Here is a 15,122-nt window from a genome sequence, read left to right as displayed (position 1 = left end):
CGTGCGAGTCAGGGGCGGGCGGCGGGACCGAACCCGGTCCAGCGCAGCTCGGCCGGCAGGTGGCCCATGTCGTTGTAGACGATCAGGGAGGCGCTGCGGTCGTCGCGGTACTCGATCGTCGTGAGGGCGGCGTTGCCGTAAGGCAGCCCCAGCCAGCTCGCGGGCGGCGCGGCGAGGGCGTCGCGCACGAGCCACGCGACCTGGAACGCGTGCGTGACCAGCACGTCGTGGGTCTCGGCGTCGACGGCGCGGGCGAAGCGGGTGGTGAGCGCGGCGGCGAGCCGCTCGCCCTCGGCCGCCTGGGCGACGTCGTACCCGTCGAAGAACCCGGCCCACGCGGCGGGCATCGGGTCGGGCAGGTACGGCACGTGGTCGATCAGCTCGGCCGCCTCGCGCACCCGCACGCCCGGCAGCTGCGCGCCCAGGACCTGCGCCGACCGCACCGCGCGCGACAGCGGCGAGTGCCAGACGGTGTCCACCGGCAGGGCGGCCAGGCGGCGGCCGGCCAGCTCCATCTGCTGCTCCCCCTCCGCCGTCAGCTCGCCGAAGGGGTCCGCGAGACCGTGTCGCAGCACGTGCAGGTGTCGGGTCGGCATGCGCCGACCGTAGCGGCATGATGGCGGCCATGACCGCACCGATCCGCACCGCCCGCTCGTCCGTCGCGATCACGAACGGCTACGTCGTCCCGGTCGACGGGCTGCCGATCGAGAACGGCACCGTCCTCGTCACGGACGGCGTGATCACCGCCGTCGGCGCGGACGTCGAGGTGCCCGCCGGCGTGCCGACGCTCGACGTCGGCGGCCGGTGGGTGCTGCCCGGCTTCGTCGAGGCGCACGGGCACGTGGGCGTGCACGAGGAGGCAGAGGGCTGGGCCGGCGACGACACCAACGAGAAGACCGGGCCGAACGGCGCGCACCTGCGCGCGCTGGACGCGATCAACGTCGAGGAGGAGGGCTTCCGCGACGCCCTCGCCGGCGGCGTGACGTCGGTCGTCGTGAAGCCGGGGTCGGCCAACCCCATCGGCGGCCAGACCGTCGCGATCAAGACGTGGGGCGGGCGCACGGTCGACGAGCAGGTGATCAGCGACGCCGTCTCCGTGAAGTCGGCCCTCGGCGAGAACCCCAAGCGCGTGTACGGCGAGCAGAAGAAGGCTCCGTCCACCCGCCTGGGCGTGGCCGCCGTCATCCGGCAGGCGTTCCTCGACGCGCAGCACTACGTGGCCCAGCGCGACGCGGCGGAGGCCAAGGGCGAGCCGTTCGCCCGTGACCTCGGCAAGGAGACGCTGGGGCGGGTGCTCGCCGGCGAGCTCGCCTGGGACCAGCACACGCACCGCGCCGACGACATCGCGACCGCGCTGCGGCTGGCCGACGAGTTCGGCTACCGGCTCGTCGTCAACCACGGCACGGACGGCGCCGCGATCGCGGACGTGCTCGCCGAGCGGGACGTGCCGGTCATCTACGGCCCGATGCTCACGTCCCGCTCCAAGGTGGAGCTGCGCGACCGCGACGTCGCCAACCTCGCCCGCCTCGCCGAGGCAGGTGTGCGCGTCGCCATCACGACCGACCACCCGGTGGTGCCGATCAACTTCCTCGTGCACCAGGCGTCGTTCGCCGTGAAGGAGGGGCTGGACCCGCGGGTCGCGCTCGAGGCGCTCACCGTGAACCCGGCGTCGTTCCTCGGCCTCGACGACCGCGTCGGCGCGCTCAGGCCCGGGCTCGACGGCGACGTCGTCGTCTGGTCGGGCGACCCCCTCGACGTCGGCTCGCGCGCCGAGCACGTCTTCGTCACCGGCACCGAGGTCTACACCTGGGACCGCGCCGCCGACCGCGGGCGCGGCGCGGGCCGCGTCGTCGAGCGGTCGGAGCGGTTCGGCCGCTGACCGCACCGTCGGCGCGGCAGTTCGTGCTCGGCGCGGCAGCTCGAACTGCCGCGCCGAGCAGAGACTGCCGCGCCGGGCGACCCCGCACCCGCAGGGCGAGTTAGACGACACCTGTTGCTTTACTGGTTTCCCCGGCGTACCGTCGAAGGCGTCGGGAGGTGACGGACGTGGACAAGCGGGTCGAGCGGACCGCCGAGGCGCTGCGCGCAGCCGTCCTCGAGCTGGCCGCGGAGCAGGACGTCGCCGCCCTCACCGCGTCCGCCGTCGCCGCCCGCGCGGGCATCAACCGGGCCACGTTCTACGACCACGCCGCCAGCCCCGCCGACCTGCTGGCCCGCGTCCTCGGCGCCGAGCTCGACCGCATCCGCGCGGAGTTCGACGCCGCCGTGCGGCAGGTCGCCGGTCACGCCACCCACGGCGACGCCGAGCAGGTGGTCGCCCGGTACACCGGCGCGCTGCAGGCCCACGTCGAGGCGCACCTGCCCGTGTACGAGCGGGCCCTCGAGGGTGGCCTCAGCGCCCCGCTGGCGCGCCTGCTCGCCGATCACGTGGCCGGCACCCTCACCGACCACCTGCGCGCCCACCCCGGCCTCATGCCCCTGGCCCCGGGCACCCCCGCCGACCAGGTCGACCGCTACGCGCGCGCGTTCGCGACGTACGTCGGGCTCGGCACCGTCGGCGCCCTCGAGGTCTGGCTCAGCACTCCCCCGCCCCGCGACTCCGGGTTCTTCCCGCGCGTCGCCCACGACGCCCTGCCCGCCTGGTGGACCACGCCGTCCCCCTGACGTCCCCTCCGTCCCGGGACCGTCGCGTCCCAGGCGGGCAGGTGCACCCACCCGGTGCGCGCACCACATCAGAACCACGAAGGAGGGCCGACATGGCCGTCAGCACAGGAAGCCGCGTCCACAACAAGGTCGCGATCGTCACCGGCGGGACCGGCGGGATGGGCGTCACCCACGCCCGCGCGCTGGCCGCCGAGGGCGCCAAGGTCGTCGTCGCCGACCTCGACGACGCGAAGGGCGAGGCCCTCGCCGCGGAGCTGGGCGGCGACCGCACCGACGTCGCCCGCTACGTGCACCTCGACGTCACCAGCGAGGACGACTGGGCGAAGGCCGTCGCTTACACGCTGGACGAGTTCGGCCGGATCGACGTCCTCGTGAACAACGCGGGCATCGCGAACGGCGGCCCCATCACCGAGTTCGACACCGACGCCTGGCGCCGGATCATCGACATCAACCTCACGGGGGTGTTCCTGGGGATCCGTGCCGTCTCGCCGATCATGGTCAGGTCCGGCTCCGGCTCGATCATCAACATCTCGTCCGTCGAGGGGCTCCGCGGGAGCCGCGGCCTGCACGGCTACGTGGCCTCCAAGTTCGGCGTCCGCGGGCTCACCAAGTCGGTCGCGCTCGAGCTCGGGCCGCACGGCGTGCGGGTGAACTCCGTGCACCCCGGGTTCATCGAGACGCCGATGACCGCCGGCATCGACGCGGGCGACCTGCTCATCCCGCTCGGCCGCGGCGCACGGCCCGAGGAGGTCTCCCAGACCATCGTCTTCCTGGCGAGCGACGAGTCCAGCTACTCCACCGGCTCCGAGTTCGTCGTCGACGGCGGGCTCGTGGCAGGCGTGCCGCACAAGCACGGCGCCTGACCGGTCACAGGCCCGCCAGGAAGTCCTTCATGAGCGGGCCGGCGGTGTCCGACCCGCGGTGGCCGTCCTCCACGAAGACGGCGACCGCGAGGTCGTCGACGATCGCGAGCATCCACACGTGCTGCTTCGACCCGTCGCCGTACTGCGCGGTGCCGGTCTTGGCGCCGACGATGCCGGGCACGCCCTGCAGCATGTCCGCGCTGCCCTCGGTGACGACGCCGTGCATCAGGTCGCGCAGCACCGCCGCCTCGTCGTCCGCCACCCCCGGCGTCGAGGGCTTCTTCGGGGCCTTCTCCGACGCCTCCTCGTCGGCCGACGGCGAGGCGGAGGCCTCCTTCTCGTCGCCCGTCTCGTCGCGCACCAGCACGGGCTGCACACGGTGACCGGCGGCGACGCTCGCGGCGACCGTCGCCATCCCCAGCGGCGACGCCTGCACCTTGCCCTGGCCGATCATCGACGCCGCGTGCTCGGTGCCGTCCGCCTTCGCGGGCACGGCGCCGAGGAACGCGGGCACGCCCAGCACGGGCGACGCCACCTCGTCGTCGACCAGCCCGAGGTCGGACGCCGCGGTCGCCAGGTCCGCCTGCGCCACCTTGTCGCGCTGCCCGATCATCGCCGTGTTGCACGAGTGCGCGAACGCCGTGCGCAGCGGCACCTCCCCGGTCGCCGACGCCGGGTAGCCGGGCACGTTGCCGAACGTCCGGCCGTCCACGGTGAGGTGCTCCGGGCAGGCGACCTTCGTGTCCGGGGTGAGCCCCGCCCGCTGCATCGCGAGGGCGTCCACCACCTTGAACGTCGACCCCGGCGGGTACTGCCCGAGCGTCGCGGTGGACCAGCCCTCGCTGCCCGGCCCGCTCGCCGCGGCGAGCACCTCGCCGTCCGACGGCCGGATCGCGACGATCGCGCTGGCCGGGTCGACGTCGTCGAGCACGTTCTCCGCGAGCTTCTGGAGGTGCTGGTCGAGGGTGGTGGCCACGGGCGTGCCGTCGACGGCGTCCACGCGGTACAGCTCCCGGCCCTCGTTCTCGTCCTCCTCCGGCTCGCCGTCCAGCCCCACGTCGCCGTCGCCGGCCGGGACCACGCTCACGAGGACGCCCGGAGAGCCGGTGAGCTGGTCGTCGTAGGCGCGCTGCACCCCCGACAGGCCCACCACGTCGCCGGCCTGCACCGCGCCGTCCGATTCCTCGATGACCTCCTTGGTCGCCTCGCCGACCCGGCCCAGGATCGGCGACGCGAAGGTGCTCGTCGGACCGAGCTCGAGGGAGTCCTCGACCGCCCGCACGCCGATGATGTCCTGCGCGTCCCCCACCGTGAAGTCCACGCCCGGGTTCTTCTGGCGGATCGTGATCGCCTCGACGAACGCCTTCTCCCCGGCCGCGTCGACGCGCGCGAAGAACTCGTTCGGCTCGAGGCCCACGAGCTGCGCGAGGTCGCGCGCCGCGGACTCCTGGCCGAGCCCCTCGACCGCCGTCTTGTCCACCCCGATGTGCCACACGCCCCGCTCGGTCACCATCGGCTTCCCGTCGCCGTCGAGCAGGTCGCCGCGGTCCGCGTCGAGGGTCTTGACCGTCAGCCGCTCGCCCGGCTCCAGGTCGGGCACCAGCACGTCCGGCCGCCACACCGCGCGCCAGGCCCCCTCACCGTCGCCGCTCTCCGGCGGCGTGTAGGCGAGGTCGACGTCGGTGCTGTACTTCCACGTGACGTCGCGGCCCACCGGCCACGACCAGTCCAGCGTGGCCACCGCCGTCGTCGAGCCGTCCTTCGTGACCGGCTTGCCGACGTCGGCCACCGTCACCGTGTGCTCGCGCTCGCCCGAGGCGTCCACGAGCGGCTCCAGCACCTGGCTGAGCTGCGTCTGCACGTCGACGGAGCCGGGCGCCTGCAGCGGCAGGTCCTTCACGTCGCCCGCCTGGAGCGCGGTCGCGAGCGCCGCGGCGGTGGGCTCGGCGGACGGCGTGTCGGTCCCGGTGCACGCCACCAGGGACACCCCGACGACAGGGGTCAGCAGGACGGCGAGGGCGAGGCGGTGTCGGCGGCGCACCTTGGCGAGATTATCGGCTCCCTGGCAACCGTGTCGGCATGTTCCCCCGTGTCGTGGTCACGGTCCCGCATAGATTTCGTGACGCTGCCGTGGCGGGCACCCTGGCGGGCGTCCTGACCGTCGCGGGCAAGTACGGACCGCGCCGAGGTAGTACGGACCGCGCCGAGGTAGTACGGACCGCGCCGAGGTAGTACGGACCGCGCCGAGGTAGTACAGGGCCTGGGGCACGGGACCGCCTCGGCAGGTCCGTGCTACACCGGCGCGGCGAGGGCGCGGCCGAGGCGCTCGACGGCCTCGGTGAGCACCGCCGTGGACGTCGCGAGGTTGAGCCGCAGCCACCCGGCGCCGCCGGCGCCGAAGCGCACGCCGTCCTCGAGGGCGAGGCGGCCGCGCTCCAGGACGAACGCGGCGGCGTCGGCGGCGGGGACCCCGCCGGGCAGGGCGGCGCGCAGGTCGAGCCAGGCGAGGTAGGTGGCGTCGGCGGGCTGGAGCCGCACGGCGGGCGTGTGCTCCGCGAGCAGGCGCGCGAGCATCCCGCGGTTCGCGCGCACGCCGGCGAGGAGGGCATCCAGCCACGGCCCGCACTCGCGGTAGGCCGCCGCGTGCGCCAGCACCGCGAGGTGGTTGACGGCGTGGCCAGCCTCCTCGGGGATCCGGCGCAGGTCGTCGGCGGCGTCCGACCCGCCGAGCGCGACCGCCGCCCGCAGCCCGGCGAGGTGGAAGGCCTTCGACGCCGACTGCACGACGATCGCGCGCTCGGACCCCGCCACGGAGAGCAGCGGCACGAACGCGGGCACGCCGGCGGCCACGCGCTCGAACGTGAAGGGGGCGTGGATCTCGTCGGCCACCACCCGCACCCCGTACCGGTCGGCGAGCGCCAGCACCGCCTCGAGCTCCGCGCGGGTGTGCACGGTGCCGGTGGGGTTGTGCGGGTTGCAGAGCAGCAGCACGGCGCGCCGGCCGGAGCCGGGCCCCGTGCCGTGGGCGGCAGCGCCCGTGACGCGCGCGAACGCGGCCTCGAGCGTGCCCAGGTCGAGCCGCAGGTCGGCGTCCAGCGGCGCCTCCACGACCTGCCGCCCCTCGTTGCCGGGGAAGCCGTAGAACGGCGGGTACACGGGCGGCGTGACGACGACGGCGTCGCCGGGGGCGGTGAGGACACGCAGCACCTCGACGATCGCGACCATGACGTCCGGCATCGTGCGGCTGGACGCGACGTCGGGCGCCCAGCCCCACCTCTCCTGCGCGAACGGCCCGAGCGCCTCGGCGTACGTGGTGCCGACGTCGTACCCCGTGTCGCCGAGGGCGAGCGCGGCACGGACCGCGTCGACGACGGGCGGGGCGACGGGCGTGTCCATCTCGGCGACGAACAGGGGGAGTACGTCCGGCGGGTAGGCGCGCCACTTCACGGACGTACGACGGCGCAGGTCGTCGAGGGTGAGCTGCTCCAGGGGGTTGTCGGTCACGGCTCCGGTCTACCAGAGGCGCCCGCGTACTACCTCGGCGCGACGCGTACTACCTCGGCGCGACGCGTACTCCCTCGGCGCGACGCGTGCTACCTCGGCGCCGGGGGTGCTACCTCGGCATGGGTCAGGCGGACGGGACCGTCTTCACCACCGGGGCCCACTGCTCCTCGACGAGCGCCGGGCGGTCCTCGTCGGTGTGGCCGGCCCAGCGCCGGGCGTCCTCGATCGTGGCGGCGAGCAGGCCGCGCAGCCGGGCGTCCGTGTCCGGCACGAACGCCTCGCTGATGCCCTGCACCGCGGTGGAGACCACGGACGGCGCGGCGTCGCGCACGAACCGCTTGGGCCGCACGCGGGTGCCCTCGCAGAACCGGTAGGCCCACTCGGCCGTCTTCGGCGACGCGGCGAGCGCGTCGGCGCTGGCGGGGTCGAGGGTCCCCTCGGGTCGTCCGTCGAGGGCGTCGAGCATGCGCTCCGCACCGATGATGGCGACGGCCAGCGTCTGCTGCCGGTCGGCGGGCGCGACGGGCAGCGCCGTCTGCGCGGCACGCAGCGCGATCCGCACGTCCCAGCGCGGGTCGCCGCTGGTCAGCCCGATGACGGACGGGATGAGCGGCGCGAGCTGCGGCCGGTTCCCGTCGGAGGTCAGGTCGTTCACGGCACGGGCCAGCATCGCGAGGAGCGGGTGCGTGCACTGCGGATGGTCGCTCCACCGTTCACCGGCCAGGAACGAGGCCAGCTCCATGAAGCACGCGCCCTTCTTGGGGTTGCGGTGCTTGCCACGCCCGAGCATCGGCAGCGCGTCGAAAGCGCCTGCAACAGATCCAGCCACGAGTCCACCCCCGTATAGGTCCGGTCTCCCCAGTGTGCGACCGCTGTGACCCAGGTCGCAACGGCTGGCGCGGGCGAAGGCGGGTCCGGGACCGGCCCCGGCACGCCGCAACCCTGCCCTGGGGGTACCTCAGACGGGCGAAGGCCCTGGTCGCCACGCCGTCTGAGGTACCTCCGACGGCGAAGACGGGGCAGTTGCCCGATCCCCCGCCGGGGGCCTCAGGACGAACGTGGTCACCACGAGATCGGAGAGCCGGCGGTGGCCGGCACGACGGCCGGGACCCCGGCCGGTGAGGGGACGAGGACATGAACCAGATGACGTCGCGGGACGTGGCCGTCCTGGCCGAGCTGGACTACCGGCGCGAGCGGATGGCCGAGACCTACCAGCGCGGGACGCCGGCGTGGGTGCGCACGGTGGGCCGGGCGGTCCGGGACCTGGCCCGCCGGGCACGGTCGCGGGCCGTGGACCGCGAGGCGGTGCAGCGCCTCGGCTCGACGCTCGACGCCGTCGCGGCCCGCACCGACGCCCGCGCCTGGGACCTCCAGGTGACCCGCCGGGCGGACCAGATCGCCCACGGGCTGGACGCGCTGCGCCCGCAGGACGGCGCGGGACGCCGGGCCGCCTGACCGTGGGCGGCACGGGGGCCCGCACCGCGGTCGAGGCGGCCGCGGAGCGGGTCGGCGAGCACGGAAAACCTGCGGCGGGTGTGGGCGGCCGGTGGGACGATCACCTCGTGCGACGTTCCAGCGAGGTGCCCCTGATCGCCCGCCAGGAGGAGGTCACCGCCTTCCGCGGTGCGCTGGAGCGCGCCGCGGAGGGCGAGCCCGGCGTCCTGCTGCTCGGCGGCGACGCCGGGGTGGGCAAGACGCGCCTGGTGACGCACCTCGCGGACACCGCGCGCGACGCCGGCGCACGCGTCGTCGTCGCGCACTGCGTGGACCTGGGCGACGTCGGCATCCCGTACCTGCCGTTCACCGAGGCTCTGGGACAGCTGCGGACGGTCCCGGCCGTGGGCGAGGTGATCGCCGAGCGGCCCGCCCTGACCCGCCTGCTCGACCCCGCCAGCGGCTCCGGCACCGACCACGCGGAGCGGCTGCAGCTGCTCGACGGCGTCGCGGGCAGCCTCGCGGCGGCCGGGCACGCGGGCTCCCCCCTGGTCCTCGTCCTCGAGGACCTGCACTGGGCGGACGAGTCCACCCGCGACGTGCTGCGGTTCGTCGTCGCGCGGATGCGCTCGGAGCACCTGCTGGTGGTCGCCACGTACCGCAGCGACGACGTGCACCGGCGCCACCCCCTGCGCCCCGTCATCGCGGAGCTGCACCGCCAGCGCCCGGTGCAGCACGTGGAGCTGTCCCCCTTCACGCCCGACGAGCTGCGCGAGTTCACCACCGCCACCCGCGGAGAGCCCCTCGACGACGCCGAGTTCGACGCCGTGCGCAGCCGGTCGGACGGCAACGCGTTCTTCGCCGAGGAGCTGCTCGACGCCGGGCCCTCGAGCGTGGGCCTGCCCTGGTCGCTCGCGGACGTGCTGCACACGCGGCTGCAGCGGCTGGACCCCGCCGTGCAGCAGCTCGTGCGGCTCGCGGCGGTCGCCGGCCGGCAGGTGGACGAGTCGCTGCTGCGCGCGGCGGCGCCGCGCCTGCCCGGGCTCGACGCCCCCGGCGCCGCCGACGCCGCACTGCGCGAGGCAGTGGCCCAGCAGGTGCTGGGGGTGGAGGGCCAGCACGTCGCCTTCCGGCACGCGCTCGTGGCCGAGGCGCTCGTGCTCGACCTGCTGCCGGGCGAGCGCACCACCATGCATCGCGCGTACCTCGAGGCGCTGTGCGCCGAGCCGGCGCTCGGCTCCGCCGCCAAGCGCGCGCACCACGCCCTGCAGGGCCACGACCTGACGGCGGCACTCGTCGCGTCCCGCGAGGCGGCCCGCAGCGCGGCCGAGCTGCTCGCCCCCGCCGAGGAGCTGCGGCACCTGGAGCAGGTCCTGTCCCTCTGGGAGTCGGTGCCGGACGCCGCGGAGCTCTTGGGCGAGGACCGCGTGGCGCTGGCCCTCGGGACCGCGGCGGCGGCCAGCTCCGCCGGGCTGCCGATGCGCGCGGAGCAGCTCGCCCGGCGCGCCGTGGAGGGTCTGTCCGGCGACCCCGACAGGCAGGCCCGGCTGCGCCACGTGCTCGTGCGGTACGTCCTCGACCTCGAGTCCCTCGACGACGCCCTCGCCCAGTCCTCCGGCGCCCTCGACGTGCTGCTCCCGGGCGCCACCGAGGCCGGCGTCTCGGGGCCGTTCCCCGAGGTCGCCGACGCCGACGCCACGCCCGAGCTCGCGTGGACCCTTGCCGTGCACTCGCGCGTCCTGCTCACCGTGGACCGCGACGACGAGGCCGGCGTGTTCGCCCGGCAGACCGTCGACGTCGCCCGCCGCGCGGACGCCCCCGGCGCGGAGGCCGACGCCCTGACCACGCTCGCCGTGCTGGAGGTCGGCACCCCGGACACCGCGGCGGAGCTCGTCGACCGCGCCCGCGAGCGCGCCGTCGTCGCCGGCGACCTGCGCACCGAGATGCGCTGCTGGTACGGCCTCGCCACCACGCACTTCTACGCGGGGCACCTCGAGGAGGCCGAGCGCGTCCTGGAGGCGGCGATCGAGCGCGGCCGCGCCACGGGCGTCATCTGGGGCGTGTACGGGGTGCAGCTGCTGGACCTCGCGCTGCTGGTGTCGTACTTCGCCGGCGACCTCTCCGACCAGCCCATCCCCGACGGCGCGCCCGCGCCCGCCCTCGTCTACCTCGACAGCGGCCGCCTCTACGCCGCGACCGCCCGCGAGGGCGGCGACGCCGTCGCGGCCGCCGAGGCGCTGCGCCCGTCCTGGGGCGTGGACGGACAGATCGCGCTCGTCGCGGGCGGCCTGCTGGCCGACGCGCTGACCTGGGCCGGCCGGTACGACGAGGCCGTCTCGACGGCGGAGGAGGTCGCGGCGCACGTCGGCGCCACCTGGTCCGAGTTCTTCCTCGGCCGCATCTGGCTGTCCGCGCTGGCGCTGGCGGCGCTCGCGGACGACGCGGAGGGCGGCCCCCACGCCGCCGACGCCGCCCAGGGGCTGCTCGACCGCGGCGACGCCCTCCTCGCCGTCGCGCAGGAGACCGCGCGACGCGGGCGCCCCCGCGGCGGCCGCCTCGGTCCCGAGGGCCGGGCGTGGCTGAGCCGCGCGGCGGCGGAGCACTCCCGGCTGCGGACCGCGCTCACCGACGCCCCGGCCGACCCCGGGCTGTGGGAGGCGACCGTCAAGGAGTTCGACTTCGGCTACCGCTACGAGGTGGCCCGGTCCCGGTTCCGGTGGGCGCAGGCGCTGCGGGCGTCCGGCGACGTGCCGGCGGCCGAGGTCGAGGCGGCCGAGGCGCTCGGCGAGGCCGTCGCCATGGGCGCCGCGCCCCTCGCCGAGGCCATCCACGCGTGGGGCCGCCGCGCCCGCGTGCCGTTGCCCGGCGCCCGGCGCACGTCGTCCGTCCTCACGGAGCGCGAGGAGGAGGTGCTGGTGCTCGTCGCGCAGGGGCTGAGCAACCGGCAGATCGGCGAGCGGCTGTACATCTCCACGAAGACGGTCAGCGTGCACGTGTCGAACCTGCTCGCGAAGCTGGGCGTGTCGGGGCGGGCGGAGGCGGTCGCCGTCGCGCACCGGCGCGGGCTGATCGGCGTCTGACCGATCGAGGTCCATACTGGGCCCGTGCCGGAAGCCCAGGCTGTCGGCTCCCTGTCCGGCCCGTCGCCCGGCCGCGTGCCCGGTCCCGCGTCCGACCGCGTGCCCGGCCCGCCGCCCGGCCCGGCCAACAGTGAGCCCGTCGCAGATGAGGTGTTCGACCGCATCGCGCGGCTCGTGCACCGACAGCTCGGCGTGCCCGCGGCCGCCGTCGTCATGCTCACCGACGAGGGCGACGTCAAGACGCTGCCGGGCGCGGTCGGCTTCCCCGAGGACGCGCAGCGCAGCCGCCGCCTCGTGCTCCCCCGGCCCCTGACGGCGATCGTCGCGCGCACCCGCACGCCGCTCGTCGTGGGCGACGCCGACGACGACCCGCGGGTGGGTGGCCGGCACAGGATCGGCGACCTCGTGCTCGCCGCGTACGCCGGGTACCCGATCGAGGACGCCCGTGGCCACGTGGTGGGCGCGCTGTGGGCGGTGTCGTCCGTGCCGCGCACCTGGACCGAGACGGACCTCGCCACCCTCGCCGACCTGTCCGCCGCGGCGTCGGGCGAGCTGCGGCTGCGCGCCGAGCGGGAGCGGGCGCGGCTGGCCGAGCAGGTCGCGTTCCGCGCGCACCGCCGGTCGCGGTTCCTGCTCGGGCTGTCGGAGCGGTTCGCGCGCGTCACCACGCTGGACGAGGTCGAGGACGCCATCGCGCACGTCATCGGCACCGGCACGGGCGCCCGCTGGGTGTCGCTGGCCCTGGTCGACGCCGACCGGCGGCACCTGTCGTTCTTCACCGTGGGGCACCACCACCCGGGCGAGCCCGCGCTGCGCAGCACGCGGCTCGACGCGCCCCGGCCCGACACGCACGTCGTGCGCAGCCGGGCCGCCCTGCGGTTCCGCGACCACGCGGAGATGGTCGCGACCTACCCGGAGATGGGCCCCGTGGGGTCCGTGTCGGAGGGCGCGCGGTCGTTCCTGCCGGTGATGTCGAACGGCATGGTCGTGGGCGTCATCGCCTGCGTGTGGGACCAGGCCCGCGAGCACGACGCCGAGACCGCGGCGCTCGAGTCGACGATCAGCCGGTACGTGGCGCTCGCGCTGGAGCGGGTGGCGCTGCTGGAGGCGCGTCGGCGGGTCGCGACCACGCTGCAGGAGTCGATGCTCACCGCGCCGCCCACGGTGGCGCACCTCGACATCGCGACCACCTACGCCCCCGCCGCACGCACCGACCAGGTGGGCGGCGACTGGTACGACGCGGTGGTGCGCGACGACGGCACCGCGATCGTCATGATCGGCGACGTCGCGGGCCACGACGTGCACGCCGCCGCGCAGATGGGCCAGCTGCGCTCGATGCTCCGGGCGCTCGCATGGAGCCACGACGAGTCGCCGGCCGGGCTGCTGACCCGCCTCGACAAGGCGAACGCCCGCCTCGGCCCGCGGGCGATGGCGACCGCCGTCGTCGCGCGCCTGGACCGCGACCCGGCGCCGTGCCCGACGGACGCGCTCGAGGGCGTCCCGCCGGCCGAGCGGCCCGAGCGCGCGTACACGCTCACGTGGTCGGTGGCCGGGCACCCGCCGCCGATGGTGCTGCGGCGCGACGGGCGGGTCGAGCGCCTGTCCGAGACCCCCGACCTGCTGCTGGGCGTGGTGCCCACCACGCCGCGCGTGGACCGCTCCGTCCGCCTCCTGCCGGGCGACACCCTCGTGCTGTACACGGACGGGCTGGTGGAGCGCCGCGGCGTCCCGAGCGACGAGCGGCTGTCCGACCTGGAGACCGTGCTGCGCTCCGCGCACGGCGAGGCCACGTCCGCGGTCCCGCGCGCGCTGGTGCGCGGCCTCGTGGGCGACGCGCAGCGCGACGACGTCGCCGTGCTGGCGCTGCGGGTGCGCGTCCCCGCCCCGTCCGGGCCGCCGTCGTCGGCCGGCCCCGCCAAGGCGGAGCGGCGCGTCGCCGACGACGACCTCAGCGACCTCGGCCCGGCGCGCCGGTGGGTGGACGACGTGCTCGAGTCGTGCGACGTGTCCGACGAGCAGCGGCGCACCGCGATGCTGCTGACCAGCGAGGTGCTGACCAACGCGCTGGAGCACGGCGAGGGACCGATCACGGCGACGGTCGAGGTGGACGGCCGCCGCCTGCGCGTGGGCGTCCGCGACGGGAGCATGGCCGAGCCGGAGCTGCAGTCCCCCCGGCCGCAGGACCTGTCGGGCCGCGGCGTGCTCTTCCTCGACCGCCTCGCGTCCCGGTGGGGCGTCCAGCTGCACGACGGCTCCGACGCCGTCGGGCGGCACTCCGGCGTCGTCGAGGGCAAGACCGTGTGGTTCGAGATCGACCGCGCGGCCCGGCCGCTCACCGGCACGGTCAAGCGGGTACGCCCGCCGACGCCCGCCACCGGCGCCGTGCCCCTGGTCGAGCGCGTGCTGCGCGACGACCGTCGCTGACCCCTCGCCGTCGCCCCGGGCGACACCCCTCCCGGGTGTCGGCGGTACGTCGTACGGTGTGAGACGTGACACACACCGCCCAGCGCGCCGCCGCGCCGTCCCGACGCGGGACGACGGCGACCGGCGCCTCCCCCACGTCCGACGGCGAGGGCGAGGACGTCGGCGCCCTGCTCGAGCCGTACCGCCGCGAGCTCACCGGCTACTGCTACCGCATGCTCGGCGGCGCGTTCGAGGCCGACGACGCGGTGCAGGAGACGCTGCTGCGCGCCTGGCGCTCGTACGACCGGTTCGAGGGGCGGTCGTCGCTGCGGTCGTGGCTGTACCGCATCGCGACCAACGTGTGCTTCGACCACCTCGGCTCGTCCAAGCGGCGCGAGCGTCCCATGGGGCTGGGCGGGCCGCAGCCGGCGGAGGAGCAGTACTTCGGCGACGTCCTGGCGGAGGACCGGTGGCTCGAGCCCGTGCCCGACGACGCCGTCCTGCCGCGCGAGGGCGACCCGGCCGACGTCGCGGTGGGGCGCGAGTCCATCCGGCTCGCGTTCGTGGCCGCGCTGCAGCACCTGCCCGCGCGCCAGCGCGCCGTGCTGGTGCTGCGCGAGGTGCTGCGCTGGTCGGCCGCCGAGGTCGCCGCCCTCCTCGACACCACCGTCGCGTCCGTGAACAGCGCGCTGCAGCGCGCCCGCGCCACCCTCGGCAGCAAGGGCCTGCGCCGGGCGGGCGACGACGGCGCCGACGCCCCCGAGCCGCAGTGGGACGAGATCGACCAGACGCTGCTCGAGCGGTACCTGGACGCGTTCGAACGCTACGACATGGACGCCCTGGTGGCGCTGCTGCACGAGGACGCCGTGCTCAACATGCCGCCCTACACGATGTGGGTGCACGGGCGCTCCGAGGTGATCCGCTGGATGACGGGTCCCGGCTCCGGCTGCGAGGGGTCGCGCTGCGTGCCCGTGCAGGCGAACGGCTCGATGGCGTACGGCCAGTACCGGCGCGACCCCACGGGCGGCTGGTCGCCGTGGGGGCTCGCCGTGCTGGAGGACGACGGCAGCGGCCGGATCACCGGCATCACCACGTTCCTCGACACGGCCACCTGGTTCCCCCGGTTCGGCCTGCCCGACCGGCTGCCCGCCCTCTGACCTGCGGCCCAGCGCGC

The 15,122-nt window shown here is 75.7% G+C and carries 11 protein-coding genes; 7 read left to right on the top strand and 4 right to left on the bottom strand.

Annotated features, from left to right (window positions below):
* Positions 1 to 8: 8 nt before the first annotated feature.
* Entirely contained in the window at positions 9 to 596 is a 588-nt protein-coding gene (locus ACQP6G_RS05155) for a histidine phosphatase family protein (RefSeq protein WP_429763134.1), read from the bottom strand.
* A 29-nt stretch (positions 597 to 625) separates the two neighbouring features.
* Between ACQP6G_RS05155 and ACQP6G_RS05150 the strand changes: the two genes are divergently transcribed.
* From ACQP6G_RS05150 to ACQP6G_RS05140, 3 genes are all read left to right on the top strand, one after another.
* Positions 626 to 1,879, top strand: a complete 1,254-nt coding sequence (locus ACQP6G_RS05150) for an amidohydrolase (protein ID WP_429763133.1) — start codon at positions 626 to 628, stop codon at positions 1,877 to 1,879.
* 158 nt (positions 1,880 to 2,037) lie between these two features.
* Complete coding sequence (locus ACQP6G_RS05145) at positions 2,038 to 2,664, top strand: TetR/AcrR family transcriptional regulator (RefSeq protein ID WP_429763132.1); 627 nt, start codon at positions 2,038 to 2,040, stop codon at positions 2,662 to 2,664.
* A 92-nt stretch (positions 2,665 to 2,756) separates the two neighbouring features.
* On the top strand, positions 2,757 to 3,527 hold the full coding sequence (locus ACQP6G_RS05140) for a glucose 1-dehydrogenase (RefSeq protein ID WP_429763131.1): 771 nt from the start codon (positions 2,757 to 2,759) through the stop codon (positions 3,525 to 3,527).
* 4 nt (positions 3,528 to 3,531) lie between these two features.
* On the opposite strand, the gene ACQP6G_RS05135 is transcribed toward ACQP6G_RS05140, so the two are convergent.
* From ACQP6G_RS05135 to ACQP6G_RS05125, 3 genes are all read right to left on the bottom strand, one after another.
* Positions 3,532 to 5,568, bottom strand: a complete 2,037-nt coding sequence (locus ACQP6G_RS05135) for a penicillin-binding transpeptidase domain-containing protein (protein ID WP_429763130.1) — start codon at positions 5,566 to 5,568, stop codon at positions 3,532 to 3,534.
* Positions 5,569 to 5,819: 251 nt separating this feature from the next.
* Positions 5,820 to 7,031, bottom strand: coding sequence for a MalY/PatB family protein (locus ACQP6G_RS05130; RefSeq protein WP_429763129.1), 1,212 nt, complete (start codon positions 7,029 to 7,031; stop codon positions 5,820 to 5,822).
* Positions 7,032 to 7,155: 124 nt separating this feature from the next.
* The gene (locus ACQP6G_RS05125) at positions 7,156 to 7,821 is read right to left on the bottom strand and encodes a hypothetical protein (protein WP_429763128.1); all 666 of its coding nucleotides are present in this window, start codon (positions 7,819 to 7,821) and stop codon (positions 7,156 to 7,158) included.
* Between the two features lie 344 nt (positions 7,822 to 8,165).
* Between ACQP6G_RS05125 and ACQP6G_RS05120 the strand changes: the two genes are divergently transcribed.
* The 4 genes from ACQP6G_RS05120 (at position 8,166) to ACQP6G_RS05105 (ending at position 15,105) form a co-directional block, all read left to right on the top strand.
* Positions 8,166 to 8,486, top strand: a complete 321-nt coding sequence (locus ACQP6G_RS05120) for a hypothetical protein (RefSeq protein ID WP_429763127.1) — start codon at positions 8,166 to 8,168, stop codon at positions 8,484 to 8,486.
* A gap of 107 nt (positions 8,487 to 8,593) precedes the next feature.
* Positions 8,594 to 11,545, top strand: a complete 2,952-nt coding sequence (locus tag ACQP6G_RS05115; RefSeq protein ID WP_429763126.1) for a helix-turn-helix transcriptional regulator — start codon at positions 8,594 to 8,596, stop codon at positions 11,543 to 11,545.
* A 24-nt stretch (positions 11,546 to 11,569) separates the two neighbouring features.
* Positions 11,570 to 13,969, top strand: a complete 2,400-nt coding sequence (locus tag ACQP6G_RS05110; protein WP_429763125.1) for a SpoIIE family protein phosphatase — start codon at positions 11,570 to 11,572, stop codon at positions 13,967 to 13,969.
* A 65-nt stretch (positions 13,970 to 14,034) separates the two neighbouring features.
* The gene (locus tag ACQP6G_RS05105) at positions 14,035 to 15,105 is read left to right on the top strand and encodes a sigma-70 family RNA polymerase sigma factor (protein ID WP_429763124.1); all 1,071 of its coding nucleotides are present in this window, start codon (positions 14,035 to 14,037) and stop codon (positions 15,103 to 15,105) included.
* Positions 15,106 to 15,122 lie beyond the last annotated feature (17 nt).

Source organism: Isoptericola nanjingensis (genome assembly GCF_050311635.1).
Taxonomy (GTDB): Bacteria; Actinomycetota; Actinomycetes; order Actinomycetales; family Cellulomonadaceae; genus Isoptericola; species Isoptericola nanjingensis.
This window is presented reverse-complemented; position numbering and strand designations above follow the sequence as displayed.

What these genes read in the sequence shown, in the direction of transcription:
- ACQP6G_RS05155 (WP_429763134.1), bottom strand. Translation starts at nt 596, where the DNA reads ATGCCGACCCGACACCTGCACGTGCTGCGACACGGTCTCGCGGACCCC.
- ACQP6G_RS05140 (WP_429763131.1), top strand. Translation starts at nt 2,757, where the DNA reads ATGGCCGTCAGCACAGGAAGCCGCGTCCACAACAAGGTCGCGATCGTC.
- ACQP6G_RS05150 (WP_429763133.1), top strand. Translation starts at nt 626, where the DNA reads ATGACCGCACCGATCCGCACCGCCCGCTCGTCCGTCGCGATCACGAAC.
- ACQP6G_RS05125 (WP_429763128.1), bottom strand. Translation starts at nt 7,821, where the DNA reads ATGCTCGGGCGTGGCAAGCACCGCAACCCCAAGAAGGGCGCGTGCTTC.
- ACQP6G_RS05120 (WP_429763127.1), top strand. Translation starts at nt 8,166, where the DNA reads ATGAACCAGATGACGTCGCGGGACGTGGCCGTCCTGGCCGAGCTGGAC.